Genomic DNA, 18,125 nt, shown 5'->3' on the forward strand with positions numbered 1-18,125 from the left:
AAATAATACTTAATGGTAAAATATTGAAATAAGTGAAGCAAAAAAATCCCGTTCACCTTTCGGGAACGGGATTTCAACAATTGATATTCTCTTTTTTTTATTTTAAACAGTTGCAGCAATTTCTTGTGGCAACGGAATTTGATTTTTAAGTAAATCTTCAAATGTTTCAGCTTGGCGAATTAAGATTCCCTGACCGTTCATCCATAAGACTTCGGCTGGTTTGTATCTTGAATTGTAGTTTGAAGACATTGAGAAACAATATGCTCCAGCGTTTCTGAAAGATAAAATGTCGCCTTCAGTGATTTCCTGAATTCTGCGGTTGTTGGCAAAAGTATCTGTTTCGCAAATGTATCCTACAACAGAGTAAAAACGCTCTTTTCCTTTTGGGTTTGAGATGTTTTCAATGTGGTGTGAAGATCCGTATAACATCGGACGAATTAAGTGGTTGAAACCACTGTCAACTCCAGCGAAAACTGTTGAGGTTGTTTGTTTTACTACGTTCACTTTTACTAAGAAATGGCCTGCTTCACTTACCAAGAATTTTCCTGGTTCGAAAATTAACGTTAAATCTCTGCCGTATTCTGTACAGAAAGCGTTGAATCTTTTAGATAATTTTTTACCTAATTCTTCGATGTCTGTTTCGATATCGTCTTTTTTGTAAGGAACTTTGAATCCGCTTCCGAAATCTAAGAATTGTAAATCTTTGAAATGTTTAGCCGTATCAAACAAGATTTCAGCAGCATACAGGAATACTTCGATATCTAAAATATCAGACCCTGTGTGCATGTGAATTCCAACAATGCTCATTTTTGTATTTTCAACAATTCGCAAGATATGCGGAATCTGGTGAACAGAAATTCCGAATTTACTATCGATATGTCCAACAGAAATGTTAGCGTTTCCACCCGCCATTACGTGTGGATTGATACGAATACATACCGGAATATGTGGATGTTTTGTTCCGAATTGCTCTAAAATAGATAAATTGTCGATATTAATTTGTACACCCATTGCGGCAACTTCTTCGATTTCTTCTAAAGAAACTCCGTTTGGTGTAAAGAAAATTTTGTCAGGATCATAGCCAGCATGAAGTCCTAACTGAACTTCCTGAATTGATACAGTGTCTAAGCCAGACCCCATGTTCTTTAATAACTGAAGAATCGCAACGTTTGACAATGCCTTCATGGCGTAATTAACTCTTAAGTTTTCTACCTTAGAGAAAGCTTTAGTTAATCTGTTGTACTGAGATTGGATTTTTTCGGCATCATAAACATATAATGGACTTCCAAATTGGTCTGCTAACTGCAGTAAATCTTTTGCTTGCATTTTTAAATCATTTTGGGCAAAGTTATTACTCTTTTGTATATCAGCAAATAAATTGTAGAAAAATAACAAAATATAACAAATTGTTTTATTTTGAACAAAAACTTGCTTATTTCGGATTTTTACAACTGAAAAATAGGTAAATTTTGATAAATACCCAAAGATACAAAGTTTATTTGCCACGAATTCACGAATTTAACTCATTCTTAAATGTGCTTGAAATTATTTTTTGCCACTCCCGATAGCTATCGGGATGCACAGATTGAATGGATTTTTTTTTACGAATTTTTAAAAGAAGCCAAATGTTTGAATTTAGCCCCGATTGAGGCGGTATCCTCGAATCCCGATGGCTATCGGGAGGAGAGATATAGCCGAAAGCGGGAACTATGTTTACTAAAATGCCTGTTGTGATGCTTCAAAAAAACAAAACCCCTGAATATCAATTCAAGGGTTTGTTAGTAGTTATGTTGTTATCGGAATAAAGATTAAATAAAATGCAAGGAAAAAGCTTAGAACCTTAGCATCTCAGTATCTTAGAGTCTTAAATTTATAAGCTCGGTAAATCTCCTTTTCCTTTAGTAGGCAAGTTTGTAGAGCCCATAAGGAACAAATCTACCTCTCTTGCTGCTTCGCGACCTTCTGAAATAGCCCACACGATTAATGATTGTCCTCTTCTCATATCACCCGCAGTGAAAATGTGAGGAACGTTTGTCTGATAGTTATGCGCTTTGTAGTTGCTTCTAAAATCAGTTTCGATTCCTAATTGCTCGCTTAATGTTTTCTCTGGACCTGTAAATCCAAGAGCTAATAAAGCTAAATCGCAAGGCCAGATTTTTTCTGAACCTTCTTTTTCGATTAATTCAGGACGCTGACCTGGAGTCATTTTCCATTGTACTTCAACGGTTTTTAATCCAGTTAATTCGCCTTTATCGTTAGAAATGAATTCTTTAGTGTTGATCAACCAGTTTCTGTCGCAACCTTCTTCGTGAGAAGAAGATGTTTTTAACTGCAACGGCCAGAAAGGCCAAGGAGTTGACTCGCTTCTTCCAACTGGAGGTTTTGGTAAAATCTCAAAGTTAGTAACCGATTTAGCTCCGTGTCTGTTAGAAGTTCCAATACAGTCAGAACCAGTATCTCCACCACCAATAACGATTACATCTTTACCAGTTGCTTTAACCTGATCTGGAATTGATTCTCCAAATAAAACTTTAGTCTGCTGCGTTAAGAAATCCATTGCCTGAACAACTCCTTTGCTTTCGATTCCTTTAGTTGGCAAGCTTCTTCTTTCAGTTGCTCCTCCGCATAAAACAATAGAATCGAATGCGTTTAATTCTTCTACGCTGAAGTTAACACCAACATTTACGTTAGTTTTGAAAGTGATTCCTTCTGCTTCAAGAACAACTACACGACGGTCGATAATTCCTTTTTCTAATTTGAAGTTTGGAATTCCGTAACGTAATAAACCTCCAATGGCATTGTCTCTTTCGAAAACCGTAACGGTGTGACCCGCTCTGTTTAATTGCTGAGCCGCCGCCAATCCTGCAGGCCCTGAACCAATAACGGCAACAGTTTTTCCAGTTCTTGTTTTTGGTGGCTGTGGTTTAATCCATCCTTCAGCAAAACCTCTTTCAATGATGCTTTTCTCGATGTTTTCGATAGAAACAGGATCTTTGATGATTCCTAATACACATGATTTCTCACATGGAGCAGGGCATAAGCGTCCTGTAAATTCTGGGAAGTTGTTAGTCGATTGTAAAATCTCTAATGCGCTTTGCCATTCTTCCTGATGTACCATGTCGTTGAAGTCAGGAATTAAATTTCCTAACGGACAACCACTGTGGCAAAAAGGAATTCCACAGTCCATACATCTTGATCCTTGTTCTTTTAATTTATCTTTTGGTACCGGAATAGTAAATTCGTTGTAGTTCGAAACACGTTCTGCTACTGCTAAATTACTTTCATCGGCTCTGTTATATTCTTTAAATCCGCCTATTTTACCCATGACTTTTTAATTAGATTTAGTTGTGAGATGTGAGATGTAAGAAGTGAGTTGAAAACTCAAAACTTAGTACCTCAGAAACTTAGTACCTCAGAACCTTTTTTAATCAGCTATTAATTCTTCTATTTTTTTCTCTTCTGCAATTCTTTGTAATGCTTTTTTGTAATCCGTAGGCATTACTTTTACGAAGTGCTGTTGTTGGTTTTCCCAGTCTGCTAAAATTCTTTTTGCTAATGGACTGCTTGTGTACAATGAATGATTTTTGATCAGTTTTCTTAGTTTCGTAACGTCCTCTTCTTCCAATGGATCGAATGCAACCATTTCCATGTTACAAACAGTCGAATCGAATTTCTTATTTGGATCGTAAACATAAGCTACACCACCGCTCATACCAGCTGCGAAGTTTCTTCCTGTTTTTCCTAAAACTACTACTGTACCACCGGTCATGTACTCGCAACCGTGATCTCCAATTCCTTCAACAACTGCTGTTGCTCCAGAATTTCTAACACAGAAACGCTCTCCGGCCATTCCATTAATATAAGCCTCTCCGGTAATAGCTCCGTAAAGGGCAACGTTTCCAATAATGATATTGTCTTCAGGTTTGAAAGTTGCAGTAGGAGGTACTTTTACAATTAATTTTCCTCCAGAAAGCCCTTTCCCTAAATAATCATTACAGTTTCCGTGAATTTTAAATGACAATCCGTTTGTTGCAAAAGCACCAAAACTTTGTCCGGCAGAACCTTCAAAATCAACTAAAATAGTGTCATCAGGTAATCCTTGTGCGCCGTAGATTTTTGAGATTTCGTTACTCAAAATAGCACCTACAGAACGGTCTGTATTTTTAATTTTAAAGGTTACTCTTGTTTTCTCTTTTCTATAGATCGACGGAATCGCTTCTTTGATGATGTCAAAATCCAATACGTTTTCAAGTTGGTGATCTTGAGTAGTTGTATTATGATTTGGCTCTGTTTTCGCTTTTTCCGGTTTGTATAGAATTGATGACAAGTCTAAACCATTTGCTTTATAATGTTTGATGGCTTTGTTCACATTTAATTTTTGTGATTGACCTACCATTTCTTTTAAAGTTCTGAAACCTAACTGCGCCATGATTTCTCTTAACTCTTCAGCAATGAAATACATGAAGTTGATTACGTGCTCTGGAGTTCCTTTGAAATTTTTTCTCAATTCAGGATCCTGAGTTGCAATACCAACCGGACAAGTATTTAAGTGACATGCTCTCATCATGATACATCCAGAAGCTACAAGCGGAGCCGTTGCGAAACCGAATTCTTCAGCTCCTAATAAAGCTGCGATAGCAACGTCACGACCTGTTTTCAACTGTCCGTCACATTCTAAAACGACACGGCTTCTTAAATCGTTTAAGATCAGAGTTTGTTGTGCCTCAGCTAAACCAAGTTCCCATGGAATACCTGTGTGCTGTAAAGATGTTAAAGGTGCAGCTCCCGTTCCTCCGTCGTAACCAGAAATCAAGATAACGTCAGCTTTTGCTTTGGCAACACCGGCAGCGATGGTTCCAACTCCAACTTCAGAAACTAATTTTACGTTAATACGAGCTTCACGGTTTGCATTTTTTAAATCGTAAATCAACTGAGATAAATCCTCAATTGAGTAGATATCGTGGTGAGGAGGAGGCGAAATTAAACCTACATAAGGCGTAGAGTTTCTAGTTTCAGCAATCCAAGGCACTACTTTTTCTCCAGGTAACTGCCCACCTTCACCAGGTTTCGCTCCCTGAGCCATTTTAATTTGAATCTCTTTAGCGTTTGTCAAATAGTTGATCGAAACACCAAAACGTCCCGAAGCAACTTGTTTGATAGCACTGTTTCTAGAATCTCCGTTAATTTCTTTCTGGAAACGTTTTGGATCTTCTCCACCTTCTCCAGAGTTACTTTTTCCTCCAATTCTGTTCATCGCAATCGCTAAATTCTCGTGTGCTTCTCTAGAAATAGATCCGTAAGACATTGCACCCGTTTTGAATTTCTTCACAATTTCTGTCCAAGGTTCTACTTCATCAATAGAAATTGGATCCAAATTGTTGAATTCAAATAAACCTCTAATAGTCATTAAGTTTGAGCTTTGCTCGTTAACGGCATTTGAGTATTCTTTATAACTTTCAGGGCTGTTTAAACGAACCGCTTGTTGTAATTTAGAAATAGTCGTTGGGTTGAACATGTGTTTTTCACCACCACGTCTCCATCTGTAAATACCTCCAATTTCAAGAGAAAGCAAGTTTGCAATTTTTGAATTTGGGAACGCTTTTTGGAAACGTTTTTTAACTTCTTTCTCTACTTCCATTAAACCAATTCCTTCAATTCTTGATGGCGTGTAAGGGAAGTATTTAGATGTAAATGTTTTGTTTAAACCTAAAATCTCGAAAATTTGAGCAGCTCTGTATGAATGTAAAGTAGAGATACCAATTTTGTTCATGATTTTCACGATTCCTTTTGCAATCGCTTTGTTGTAGTTTACAACTGCATAATCTGCTTTTACTTTTGTAATGAAACCTTTTTCAACTTGATCGTGAATAATTTCGTTTACCATGTAAGGATTGATTGCACTTGCACCGTATCCAAACAATAAAGCAAAATGATGAGGTTCTCTAGGTTCAGCAGATTCGATGATGATTCCGAATTTAGAACGAACTTGTAAAATGTTCAAAGAGTGGTGAATATAAGAACAAGCCAATAACATTGGAATTGGAGCTAATTCTTCGCTTACACCTCTATCCGATAAGATAATGATGTTGCATCCTTCTTCAACCGCTTTGAAAGTAGCCTGAACACATTTTTCAAGCGCTCTTTCTAAACCGTTAACTCCTTTTTCTATTTTATATAAAGTAGAAATAGTAGCCGATTTGAAATCTGCGTGATCGATATTTCTGATTTTATCCAAATCCTCGTTAGAGATAACCGGATTTTGGATTTTTAATTTTTTACATTGTTTCGATTCAATTTCGAAAATATTGAAATCTCCACCAATCGCTAAACTGATATCAGTAATAATTTCTTCACGAATACCATCCAACGGTGGGTTTGTAACCTGAGCAAATAATTGTTTGAAGTAATTGTACAACAACTGAGGCTGATCTGAAAGAACTGCCAAAGGCGTATCATTACCCATAGAACTGATTGCTTCAGCTCCGTCGCTTCCCATTGGGTTGATGATCGTTTTTAAATCTTCAATAGTATAACCAAACAAACGTTGTCTTGTCAAGAAATCTAATTTTTCAACAGGAGTAGGGTTGTTTGTGTAAGGAACTTTTGCAAGTGGCAATAAGTTTTCGTCAACCCATTGCTGGTACGGACGTTTTGTAACTATCGCTTTTTTAACTTCTTCGTCTTCGATGATACGACCTTCATTCATATCAACCAAGAACATTTTTCCTGGCTCTAAACGACCGTGCTGAATTACATCTTCTGGATCGATGTCTAATACACCAATTTCAGATGACATAATTACGAATCCACTATGTGTTAATGTATAACGAGAAGGACGCAATCCGTTTCTGTCTAATAATGCACCAATTACGTTACCATCTGTAAACGGAATAGAAGCAGGACCATCCCAAGGCTCCATAATACAAGCGTTGAACTCGTAGAAAGCTCTTTTTTCGGCAGACATGGTTTGGTGTTTTTCCCAAGCTTCAGGAACAACCATCATCATTGCTTCTGGCAATGAACGACCTGTCATTAATAAAAGCTCAATCACCATATCCATAGAAGCAGAATCTGATTTTCCTTCTAAGATAATTGGGAATAATTTTTTGATATCATCGCCAAAAACTTTGCTTTGCATAAGCTCTTCACGAGCACGCATACGGCTTACGTTTCCACGAAGTGTGTTGATCTCACCATTATGACACATGTATCTAAACGGTTGAGCTAAGTCCCAAGATGGGAATGTATTTGTAGAGAAACGCTGGTGTACAAGCGCAAGGCGTGTCACTAAGTCTGGATCTTTCAAATCTATATAATAACGGCTGATGTCTTCCGGCATCAATAGACCTTTATATATTATAGTAGTTGTCGATAAACTAGTAAAATAAAACATATGGCTTTCTGAGGTTTTAGATCCTCTTACGGCATGTTCGGCAATTTTTCTAGCTGCAAAAAGTTTTGCATTAAATTCTTGTTCAGTTAAATCCTGTCCGTTTTTAGAAACGAAAACTTGTTTAATTGTTGGTTCTTTTTCTGCGGCGATTTCACCTAAATTTTCAACGTCAACAGGCACATCTCTCCAACCTAAAACCTTTAAGTTTTGATCTTTGATAGTTGCTTCAAATGCATTAATACAAAAAGAAACTTGGTTTTTGCTTTTTGGTAAAAAAACCATTCCTACTGCATACTCACGCGATTCTGGGATTTCAAAGTCACAAACTTTCTTAAAAAAATCATGAGGGATGTCGAATAAAATTCCAGCCCCGTCTCCAGTTCTTCCATCAGAACTAACGGCACCACGATGTTCCAATTTAATTAAGATGTCTAATGCTTTGTGAATAATATCATTTGACTTAATACCATTCAAATTACAAATAAATCCTGCACCACAATTGTCGTGTTCAAATTCAGGCAGATAAAGCCCTTGTTCTTTAACTTTCATTCTTGATATTTTTTCTACAAAAATAGAGATTTCGTTAAACATAATGTATTGAAATTGTTCTTTTGCTTTCATTTTTGTCGTAATATTAGAAAAACGGTTCTTAAATGATAATAATATTATTTAAAGCATTGCGAAATGATAAAATCATAATAACATTTAAATAATATTAGGAAAAATCGTCGTGAAGCCTAGAATTCAATAGGTTTTTTTGTTAAATCTCAAACGATATAGTGGTTTTGCGTTAACTTTTTCGATGCAATTCGTTAACGATTAATTTGCTTTGAAAAAGAATCTGTAATTAATCACAAATTGACTCGTTTTTTAATTGGAAAAAGATTTTACTATTAAGTTGAATTTTGCTACTTTTGTCGCACTTTTATTCTGAAATAAATTCAGAACCAGACAAATTCTATATTATGAACATACACGAATATCAAGGAAAAGAAATTTTAGCAAGTTACGGAGTACGCGTTCAACGCGGAATTGTGGCTAATAATGCGGTTGAAGCTGTAGCTGCTGCAAAACAATTAACTGCCGAAACTGGTACAGGATGGCACGTAATAAAAGCACAAATTCACGCAGGTGGCCGTGGAAAAGGTGGTGGAGTTAAGTTAGCAAAAAACTTACAGCAAGTTGAAGAGTTAGCAGAACAAATCATCGGAATGCAGTTGATCACACCTCAGACTCCGCCTGAAGGTAAAAAAGTAAACAAAATTTTAGTTGCTGAAGATGTTTACTATCCTGGAGAAAGCGAAACTTCTGAGTTTTATGTTTCTGTTTTATTGAATAGAGGTACAGGACGCAATATGATTATGTATTCTACAGAAGGTGGAATGGATATCGAAGAAGTTGCTGAGCATACTCCACACTTAATCTTTACTGAAGAAGTTGATCCTAATGTTGGATTACAAGGTTTCCAAGCTAGAAGAATTGCTTTCAATTTAGGTCTTTCTGGAAATGCTTTCAAAGAAATGGTGAAATTCATCGATGCACTTTACAATGCTTACATTGGTTCTGATGCTTCAATGTTTGAAATCAACCCAGTTTTGAAAACTTCTGATAACAAAATCTTAGCTGTTGATGCTAAAGTTAACATCGACGATAACGCTTTATACAGACAACCTAAATATGCTGAAATGAGAGATATCCGTGAGGAGAATCCAATCGAAGTTGAAGCTAAAGAAGTTGGTCTTAACTATGTTGACCTTGACGGTACTGTAGGATGTATGGTAAACGGAGCTGGTCTTGCAATGGCAACTATGGATTTAATTAAATACGCTGGTTTTGAGCCTGCTAACTTCCTAGACGTTGGTGGAACTGCTGATGCTAAACGTGTTGAAACAGCTTTCAGAATTATCTTGAAAGATCCAAACGTAAAAGCTATTTTGATTAACATCTTCGGAGGTATCGTTCGTTGTGACCGTGTTGCTCAAGGTGTTGTTGATGCTTACAAAAACATGGGAGACGCTATCAATGTGCCAATTATCGTTCGTTTGCAAGGAACAAATGCTGAAATTGCAAAAGAATTAATTGACAACTCTGGTATGCCAATCTTATCTGCAGTTCAATTCCAAGAAGCTGCTGACCAAGTAAAAGCTGCGCTTTCTTAATTAAATAAGAAATCAATTTATATAGAAAATCCCTTCATGTTTGAAGGGATTTTTTTTTTTGGTGTGGAATTAATTTAACCGCAAAGGGCGCAAAGAATTTTTATTTACAAGACTTTATATAAACGCAAAGTTCGCAAAGCTTTATAAATAAAAACTTTGCGAACCTTGCGTAATTCCTAGCGCACTTTGCGGTTAAAATTATTTTTTATTTTTCCCGTTTTTGAAAACTACTTTCTCAACAACAACTGGTTTTCCATTTCCTTTTGGGAATGCTTTCTTTTTAGGTTTTCCAGCTGATGAACCTGATTTTGATGCACTTTGATCACCTCTATATTTTTCTGAATCTTTTGGAGCAGCTTTAAATTCTGGCCTTTCTTTAGAAGTTTCTTTCTTCGGAATTTCAGCTTTATGTTTTGCTAAAACATCATTCGGGTTTTTCGGGTTTTCTTTTGTTCCTCTTAAATGAATCACTAATCCGTTCAGGAAGTTACGTAAAACCTGATCGCCGCATTCCATATAGTTAGGATGATCTTCGGCTCTAAAAAAAGCACCTAATTCTGATTTTGAAATTCTGAAATCTACTAATTCTAAAATTTCAACTATTTGATCGTCACGGAGCATCAAGGCCACGCGAAGTTTTTTAAGTATATCGTTATTTGTCATCGTTTATTTTTTACAAAGGTACGGTACAATCTGTTACAATTGTTGTTCACGCTAAATTTTAATTGTGATGATTTTTGTTTCTTATAATTAAAATTAAGAGTGTTTTAAGCTATGTAAGTAATTGATTATTTGATAGTTGAGTTGTTGTTTTTGCTGATTCATGCATTTTATTGCGGTAAAATGCGTTTTTTAAGAAAATTTTTCATGTTTTTTCTTATAAAAACGCATTTAAATGATATAAAATGTTAAATTGCAATTCTAACGAACCAATTTATTAACCATTTATTAACTAAAGTTTATGAAACAAAAGAATTTTATCTTTTCATTCGTTTTGTTCTTATTTGCTTCGAGCATTTTGTTTGCGCAAAAAATAACGGTCAAAGGAACAGTAACTGATGAGACAGGAATGCCTATGCCAGGAGTTAACATTCAAGAAGAGGGAGGCTCAAACGGAACTACGACTGGATTTGACGGAGATTATCAAATTAGTGCCAATAATGGTTCTGTTTTAGTCTTTTCATATATCGGGTTTAAATCAACGAAAGCTACTGTAGCTGGTACAGCATTAAATATAAAGATGCTTTCTGATGCAAAAGAGCTTGACGGAGTTGTAGTAACCGCTTTAGGTCTTAAGAGAAGTGAAAAATCACTTGGTTATGCTACGCAAAAAGTAAGAGTTGCAGATGTTGTAACGGTGAGAGAAACAGATATTAATAATGCTTTGGCTGGAAAAATTGCAGGTGTTCAATTTCAAGGTTCTCCAAGCGGGGATTTTAGAACCTCTTTGCTTAGACTTCGTGGAGACACAGGTGTATTGTATGTAGTTGATAACATCAAAGTAAGCGCTATTGGTGATATTAACCCAGAAAGTATCGAAAGTATCAATACTTTGAAAGGTTTGTCTGCAACGGCACTTTACGGACCAGAAGGTAGAAACGGTGCAATTGTAATTACAACAAAAAGAGGGAAAAAAGGCGCTGCAACAGTAGAGTTTAATGTAAGTTCTTCATTAGAAAATGCTTATGGATTGCCTGAATTTCAAAATGAGTACGGTGGAGGCTATTCTCAAACTTTTCCAAAATATACTTATAATTCAGCAACAGATCCAGCATCTTTCGCCGCTTTTAATGGTCAAGAAATTGTAGATTATACTGCTGACGAAAGTTGGGGGCCAAGAATGCAAGGTCAAATGGTACGTGCTTGGAATAGCTGGGAAGAAGGTACTCCAGAATTTGGTAAATTAACTCCTTTTTCTCCAAACAAAAACAATGTCAAAGATTTTTACAATACTGGAGTTACGAGAAGATCTAGTTTGTCTGCTAGTAAAGGTGGTGAAGATTATTCTATAAACTTTGGTATCACTAGAACTGATAAAGAAGGTATTGTACCAAATACAGCAAGAACACAGTATGATGTAAACCTGACTATGGAGGCTAGTTTGAGTAAGAAATTCAAAGTATTCTCAACTGTTTTATTTCAAGATAGACAAACTACAGGATATAATGATAAAAACTTAATCTTACCAGCGGTTGCGAGTTTAAGACAATGGTTTCAAAGACAACTAAACATGGACGATTTAAGAAATTATCGTATGAATGGTAAAATTGTAACTTGGAACAGAACGAGCCCAACAAATGGAAAATCTATAGGTTGGAATTCTCCATTTTTTGATCAATACGAGCAACCAAATAACGAAGACCAAAAATCGTTCAATGGTAAAATTGGCGGTTCTTACCAAATTATTGATGATTTGGCAGCTACTGTAGAGCTTAGAAAAACATATATTGGAAACAATTATTATGATATCTACAAAGCTTGGGGCGGTGCCGAAGTTCCTTCTTATGAGGAAAGTCTTCAAATCACTAATAAAGATGAAATTTCAGGTATTTTAAATTATAAAAAGAAAATAAACAAATTTGATATAACAGGAAATTTAGGTTTCGAATATCAATTTTATGATAGAACATACATGAACAGTAGTACTGTTGGAGGTTTGGTTTCAGAAGGATTCTACAGCATCAGTACTTCTGTAGGAACGCCGCTTATTGATAATAAAAGATACAGAACAAAAAATCGTGCTTATTTTTTAACAGCTTCTGTAGGTTACGATGATTTCTTGTATGTTGATGGTTCTTATCGTAATGATTTTGCTTCTACTGCAGATGTAAACGATAATAAATTAGCAACTTACGGTATTTCTGGAAGTTTCGTTTTCTCTAAATTTATTCCAGAAAATAACATTTTCACATTTGGTAAATTAAGAGCTGGTTATGCAATGGCGCCTCAGTTTCCTGGCGTTTATTTAACAAGCCCTATTTACGGAATCGGAACGGCTTATGGCACTTATCCAATTTCATCAACACAATCAACACCTAGTAACCCAAGGTTGAAAGGTGGAAATCGTGAAGAAAAAGAATATGGTGTAGATTTGAAATTCTTTAATAATAGACTTTCATTAGATGTTTCTTATTTTGACAGATTAGATAATGAATTACCTTATAGAGTAGATTTGGATGCTTCAACAGGAATTGGTGGCGTTTTTCTAAACGGAGGAAAACAAACTTACAAGGGTTTTGAAATTGCATTGTCTGGAACACCAATTAAAACTGATAGTTTTGAATGGAATATTGGTGCAAACTATTCAACTCTTGACAGACAAGTAGTAGCTATTGCTCCAGGAATTACAAGAAATATTATTCAGTCTGGAAACTCAAACATGGGTAACGTTCAGTTAGTTGAGCAAGTGGGTGAAAAATGGGGATCTATTTACGGAAGTAGAATTGCAAGAGATGAAAACGGAAAACCAAAGTTAACTACTGCTGGAGCATATGTTAGAGAATTGGGTGTATTTTTAGGTAATGTTTTGCCAAACTATACTGGAGGTCTTACCACTTCGTTTAAATACAAAAACTTTGATTTAAGTTTAGGATTTGATTTCCAAGAAGGTGGTAAATACTATTCTGTTTCTAACTCATTGATTAATAGAACAGGAGTGGGTATTGAAACAGTTGGCGACAATGACTTAGGAAATCCAAAAAGAGATCCTATTGTAAACGCTACTACTGGCGCGAGTATTGCTACAGGTGCAATGCTGAATTCTGCAGTAACTCCAACTTCAGGAGGACTTTTGGTAGAAGGTGTAGATGCTACAACTGGTGCTGATGTTGCTTATCGTGTGAGTACTAGAACATATTGGTCAAACATTAGAGCAATCACTGAGCCTTTCTTAGAAGATGCATCGTATGTAAAATTAAGAACGCTTAGATTTGGATATACTTTGGATAGAAGTACTTTGCAAAAAACACCTTTCCAGAAAATTAATATTGCTGTTTATGCAAATAATCTTTGGCTGATTTATGCAACAAATCGTGATATAGATCCATCTGAACTTCAATCGTATAATACATCAACTACACCATTTATAGAAACGGCCCAATTGCCAAACTCTAGATCTATTGGTTTAAATGTTGTTTTAACTTTATAATTATGAAAATGAAAAAAATAGTAATAACATCAATTTTAGCACTAACAACTGCCTTGGTATCAGTTTCTTGTGATAATGCTGATTTTGGCGATACCAACTTAAACCCAAATTATCCTAGTGTCGCAAATACAGCTTCGTTACTTACAGGAGCCGAAAGATCAATGTCGCCTATTCTTACTGCTACTGAACCACTTTGTTATGTACAGTATATCACAAATGGACAATATCCTAAGGAAACGATTTATGACGTAGTAAATTTTGAATATACCAGCAATTATGTATCTGTTCTAAACAACTTGCAAGCTGTTATAAATTTAAACAAAGATGCTGCAACAGCTGCAGCAGCATTAGCTAATGGTTCAAACAATAATCAAATTGCTGTAGCAATGATTTTGAAAGCTTATGTTTTTCAGCATATGACAGATCGTTGGGGAATGGTACCCTACACTGGAGCTTTACAAGGGTTAGATAATGCATTTCCTAAATTTGATACACAAGAAGCTATTTATAATGGATTGTTTAAAGATCTTACTGATGCAGTAGCGCTTATGGATGCTGGTGCAGGACCAAAAGGCGATGTGATTTTTACCACAAAAGCGACTCAGATGTCTGAATGGAAGCGTTTTGCAAATACTTTAAAGTTAAACATGGCGATGCGCTTATCAAAAAGATTTCCGGCTGCGGGAGGTTATGCTGCAACAAAATTTGTTGAAGCTTTAAACGCTGGAACTATTGCTTCAAATTTACAAAACTTTACATACCCTTATATTACTGATGAGGCTTATGATAATCCTTGGGAAGACCGTTTTGAAACTAGAACAGACTATTTAGTAAGTGAACCTTTTGTAAATTTATTGATTGGTACAGGAACAAATCTTGCGCCACAAGATCCTAGATTGGCAAAATTTGCAGAAAAAGCGACTAATGGTGGTGGAATTTACAAAGGTGGTCTTACTTCGGCTGTAGGAAATACAACTGTTGCAAATTATTCTTTTATAACGAATACTATTATCAAAAATAAAACCGCTTCTGCATTTTTCTATACTTATGCACAAGTTTCTTTTGCTAAAGCTGAAGCAGCATCTTTAGGATGGATTCCGGGTTCAGCAGCAACTTTTTATGCTGAAGGAATTAGAGCCTCTATGGCGCAATGGGGAGTTACAACTGCTGCGGCTGATGCTTATGTTTTGCAATTTCCTTACGTAAACTTAAAATCTATTGCTTACCAAAAACATATTGCTTTGTATATGCAAGGTTATGAAGGATGGAATGAATGGAGAAGATTTGGGGCTGACGCTGTTGCTCTAACTGTTCCTACTGGAGCGATTGGCTCTGCAACAATTCCGCAAAGACAAGCTTACGGAGCGAGTGTGAAAACATTGAATTTAGAAAATTACAATGCTGCAATTGCTGCTCAAGGAGCAGACAAAATGGAAACAAAAGTGTGGTGGGCTAACTAATTTAATCGTAATATCATTTAAACAAAAAAGAGGAAATCTCAATATTGAGATTTCCTCTTTTTTACTTTCTATTTTGAAATAGTCATGAATTAATGTGCATTTAAAACAGCAATAATTTTATCTAAATCTTCTTTTAAATGATTTGCCGTTATAACAATTCGATTTAAAGGTTCGGCTTCTTTTTTATATTTGAAACTCGCAATAATTATCTTTTCTTGCTTTAGTTTTTCTACCAATTTATTTGACAAAAGGTAAATTAAAGGATAGTTTTTATCAAATTTGACATTGCTGTTTTTGACTAAAATCGAATCAATATAACTTAAATTGTCTTTAAGTTTTTGATGCTGTATTTTATAAATTTCAGCAGCATCAGAAAGTGTTTGTACAAAAGCAGGATTCATTCCTGCTGCGCTTGTAAAAGTTTCCTGTTCTTTAATTTCTTTTATAAAATCAGAATCGCCTGCAATAACTCCTCCAGTTAAACCAAATGCCTTTCCGAGTGAAGAAACCATTATTTTTCTTTTAATTGGAAATGAAACAGAAGAATAAATTCCAACACCATTTTCACCAACAATTCCGAGCGAATGCGATTCATCAACAATTAATGTGATTTCTTTATGATTTGGAATTAATTCTAAGAACGATAAATCAATCGGTTTTGTTTCAAAAGAAGGAACGCCATCAGTAAGAATCGTTATTTTCTCTGATTTGGAATCCAATAACCGTTCGTTTAATTTGTTATTTACAAATAACGGAGAGCTGTTTTCAATTGAAATTGCATTATGGATATCATTAAAATGAAAAAAGCAATCGGTTTGTTTTTTCATTAAATCGACAACCAATTTTCCAGCAAGCATTCCTGAAGAAACTGTGACCGCACTTTGGGATCCTATATGATTGGCTAAAAACTTTTCACCTGCATCATAAGCCGTTAATTGAATATTTGCCGTTCTTGAACTGCCATAGGTAGTTCCCCATTTTAGAATATTTTTTATAGCAAGATCCTGAAATGTTACATTTGTTGGAAGTCCCAAATAAGCGGTTCCGCCAAAATACAAATACTGTTCTTGGTCAATTTCGATAATTCGGTCAGGAAATTTTTCGACTTTCATTTTAAAGAAGTGTAACTCCGGTTCCGTTCAGATTCGAATAATTTACAACACCATCTTTTATCGTTACGCCCGTTGCAATATCTTCAGACAGAAGTAGCGCGCCGTCCATATCAACATAATCAAGTTGTGGAAGTAAATGAGCAATAGCAGAAATTCCAACTGTTGATTCAGTCATGCATCCAACCATTGTTTTTAAGCCTAATTTTTTAGCTTCTTCAATCATTCGTTTTCCTGGAGTCAAGCCACCACACTTTACCAGTTTTACATTTACACCATGAAAATGATTGAAACATTTTGCCACATCTTCTTCAATAATACAGCTTTCATCAGCAATTACTGGAAGAACCGAATGTTTGAAAACTTCTTTATGGCCTTCCCAATTGTCAGCTTTCATTGGTTGCTCTAGAAATTCTACGCCAAGTTTCTTTAATTCAACAGCGTTATTAATCGTTTCTTCAACGCCCCAACCGCAGTTGGCATCAATTCTAAAAATGGCATTTGTATGTTTACGAAGTTCTTTTACAATTGCAATATCTTCTTTAGTTCCTAATTTAATTTTGTAAATAGGCCAAGGAAGTTCCTGCATTTTAGAAACCATTTTTTCAATAGAAGCAATCCCGATTGTGTAATCTGTCAGCGGATTTTTCTCTGTGGTATAATTCCACAAATCGTATAATTTTTTGCCTTTAATTCGGGCATATAAATCGTTGTAAGCCAAATCAAGCGCACATAAAGCAAACATGTCGTCTTTTAAATACGGATGAATTTTGGACCAAAAAACATCAGGTGTTTCAATTTCTGAATTTTCAATAATAGCTCTGATTTTTTCCAAATCGGCCATCATCATTGAAACTGTTGTTTTATAATAAGGATTTGAAGTCGCCTCGCCAAAACCAGAAAAACCATTGCTCTGTAATTCGACAATCAGTGAAGGTTGAAAATCAATAGATTCTCGTGAAATCGTGAAAGTATGTTTTAGTTTTAAGTTATACTCTCTTAAAATTAGTTTCATAAGTTATGCTGTTTTTTTTATTTTTTCGCTCAATAACCAAGCCAAAGAACTGCTTTTACAAAGCCGTCTCGCCAAAGTTTTTCATTATGTTCGCCACCTTTTACAATTTTTGTTTTGCTGAGATGAAGGCAGTAACAACGGTTTTTGTCTAATAGTTTTTCCATTTTATGTAAATCGCTTACCATATTTTCATCTTCTTTATCGCCACATAAAAAGTAAAATCGGGTTTTGATTTTTGGCGACTTTTCTGTGAAAGTGTAAATTTCATTTGAAAACCAAAAAGAAGGTGAAAAAACTCCCGCATTTCCAAAAACTTGTGGATATTTTACGGCTGCGTAGTAGGAAACCAAGCCACCAAGGGAACTTCCCATAATGGTAGTGTTTTTAGCTTTGGTTTTCGTTCTGTAATTTTTATCAATGTATGGTTTTAATGTGTTTACAATAAAATCAACATAATCATCAGCTTTTCCTCCGCCATATTTTTCATTTTTATAAGGTGTTAATTCGTCAATGCGTTTCTCATTTCCATGTTCAATTCCTACTACAATAACAGGAGCTTTCAAACTATCCAGTTTTTCATCTACATTCCATTCGCCAACAAAAGAGGTTTTGGCATCAAATAAATTTTGAGCGTCATGCATATAAATCACACTATATCTTTTTTTGACTGAAGCCGAATAACCTTCAGGAAGATAAAGCCATATTTTTTTTGTGGTTTTAAGCTGTGGTGATTCAATGGTAAAAGTGGAAACGTTTTTGGATGCCGTGCTTTCCTGCGCATTTGCGATATTCGCCAGCGACAATAAAATAAAAAAGAAGAATCCTCGAATCATTAGTTATTG

Annotated in this window: 10 protein-coding genes; 3 read left to right on the forward strand and 7 right to left on the reverse strand. The window is 35.4% G+C overall.

Translation table 11 applies throughout. From position 1 onward, the window contains the following. Positions 1-102 precede the first annotated feature (102 nt). From lysA to gltB, 3 genes are all read right to left on the reverse strand, one after another. Positions 103-1,365 carry a diaminopimelate decarboxylase gene (gene lysA / locus RB619_RS00390; RefSeq protein WP_308093960.1) on the reverse strand — a complete coding sequence of 421 codons (1,263 nt, stop codon included), beginning with the start codon at positions 1,363-1,365 and terminating at the stop codon, positions 103-105. A 505-nt stretch (positions 1,366-1,870) separates the two neighbouring features. Further along, positions 1,871-3,325 carry a glutamate synthase subunit beta gene (locus RB619_RS00395; RefSeq protein ID WP_308092653.1) on the reverse strand — a complete coding sequence of 485 codons (1,455 nt, stop codon included), beginning with the start codon at positions 3,323-3,325 and terminating at the stop codon, positions 1,871-1,873. Positions 3,326-3,424: 99 nt separating this feature from the next. Further along, positions 3,425-7,942, reverse strand: coding sequence for a glutamate synthase large subunit (gltB, locus tag RB619_RS00400; protein ID WP_308093963.1), 4,518 nt, complete (start codon positions 7,940-7,942; stop codon positions 3,425-3,427). Between the two features lie 416 nt (positions 7,943-8,358). On the opposite strand from gltB, the gene sucC reads away from it, so the two are divergent. Beyond that, complete coding sequence (gene sucC / locus RB619_RS00405) at positions 8,359-9,552, forward strand: ADP-forming succinate--CoA ligase subunit beta (protein WP_142449779.1); 1,194 nt, start codon at positions 8,359-8,361, stop codon at positions 9,550-9,552. A gap of 198 nt (positions 9,553-9,750) precedes the next feature. Here the strand turns inward: sucC and RB619_RS00410 are convergent, their stop codons facing one another. Next, complete coding sequence (locus RB619_RS00410) at positions 9,751-10,215, reverse strand: DUF1456 family protein (protein WP_308092663.1); 465 nt, start codon at positions 10,213-10,215, stop codon at positions 9,751-9,753. 298 nt (positions 10,216-10,513) lie between these two features. On the opposite strand from RB619_RS00410, the gene RB619_RS00415 reads away from it, so the two are divergent. Further along, entirely contained in the window at positions 10,514-13,699 is a 3,186-nt protein-coding gene (locus RB619_RS00415) for a SusC/RagA family TonB-linked outer membrane protein (RefSeq protein ID WP_308092668.1), read from the forward strand. An 8-nt stretch (positions 13,700-13,707) separates the two neighbouring features. Beyond that, on the forward strand, positions 13,708-15,159 hold the full coding sequence (locus RB619_RS00420; RefSeq protein ID WP_308092672.1) for a SusD/RagB family nutrient-binding outer membrane lipoprotein: 1,452 nt from the start codon (positions 13,708-13,710) through the stop codon (positions 15,157-15,159). Positions 15,160-15,248: 89 nt separating this feature from the next. On the opposite strand, the gene RB619_RS00425 is transcribed toward RB619_RS00420, so the two are convergent. From RB619_RS00425 to RB619_RS00435, 3 genes are read right to left on the reverse strand one after another with little or no spacing between them, the layout of a single operon-like run. After that, the gene (locus RB619_RS00425) at positions 15,249-16,271 is read right to left on the reverse strand and encodes an aminotransferase class I/II-fold pyridoxal phosphate-dependent enzyme (RefSeq protein ID WP_308092675.1); all 1,023 of its coding nucleotides are present in this window, start codon (positions 16,269-16,271) and stop codon (positions 15,249-15,251) included. Between the two features lies 1 nt (position 16,272). Beyond that, complete coding sequence (locus tag RB619_RS00430; protein ID WP_308092677.1) at positions 16,273-17,283, reverse strand: dipeptide epimerase; 1,011 nt, start codon at positions 17,281-17,283, stop codon at positions 16,273-16,275. 29 nt (positions 17,284-17,312) lie between these two features. After that, a complete protein-coding gene (locus tag RB619_RS00435) occupies positions 17,313-18,116 on the reverse strand; it encodes an alpha/beta hydrolase-fold protein (RefSeq protein WP_308092680.1) in 804 nt (267 codons plus the stop codon). Between the last annotated feature and the right edge of the window lie 9 nt (positions 18,117-18,125).

The sequence above is a fragment of the Flavobacterium sp. LHD-80 genome (assembly GCF_030929605.1).
Taxonomy (GTDB): domain Bacteria; phylum Bacteroidota; class Bacteroidia; order Flavobacteriales; family Flavobacteriaceae; genus Flavobacterium.

Bases quoted from the DNA above. Each gene is read 5' to 3' on its own strand.
- sucC (WP_142449779.1), top strand. From the start codon at position 8,359: ATGAACATACACGAATATCAAGGAAAAGAAATTTTAGCAAGTTACGGA.
- RB619_RS00410 (WP_308092663.1), bottom strand. From the start codon at position 10,215: ATGACAAATAACGATATACTTAAAAAACTTCGCGTGGCCTTGATGCTC.
- RB619_RS00395 (WP_308092653.1), bottom strand. From the start codon at position 3,325: ATGGGTAAAATAGGCGGATTTAAAGAATATAACAGAGCCGATGAAAGT.
- RB619_RS00430 (WP_308092677.1), bottom strand. From the start codon at position 17,283: ATGAAACTAATTTTAAGAGAGTATAACTTAAAACTAAAACATACTTTC.
- gltB (WP_308093963.1), bottom strand. From the start codon at position 7,942: ATGAAAGTTAAAGAACAAGGGCTTTATCTGCCTGAATTTGAACACGAC.
- RB619_RS00420 (WP_308092672.1), top strand. From the start codon at position 13,708: ATGAAAAAAATAGTAATAACATCAATTTTAGCACTAACAACTGCCTTG.
- RB619_RS00435 (WP_308092680.1), bottom strand. From the start codon at position 18,116: ATGATTCGAGGATTCTTCTTTTTTATTTTATTGTCGCTGGCGAATATC.
- RB619_RS00425 (WP_308092675.1), bottom strand. From the start codon at position 16,271: ATGAAAGTCGAAAAATTTCCTGACCGAATTATCGAAATTGACCAAGAA.
- RB619_RS00415 (WP_308092668.1), top strand. From the start codon at position 10,514: ATGAAACAAAAGAATTTTATCTTTTCATTCGTTTTGTTCTTATTTGCT.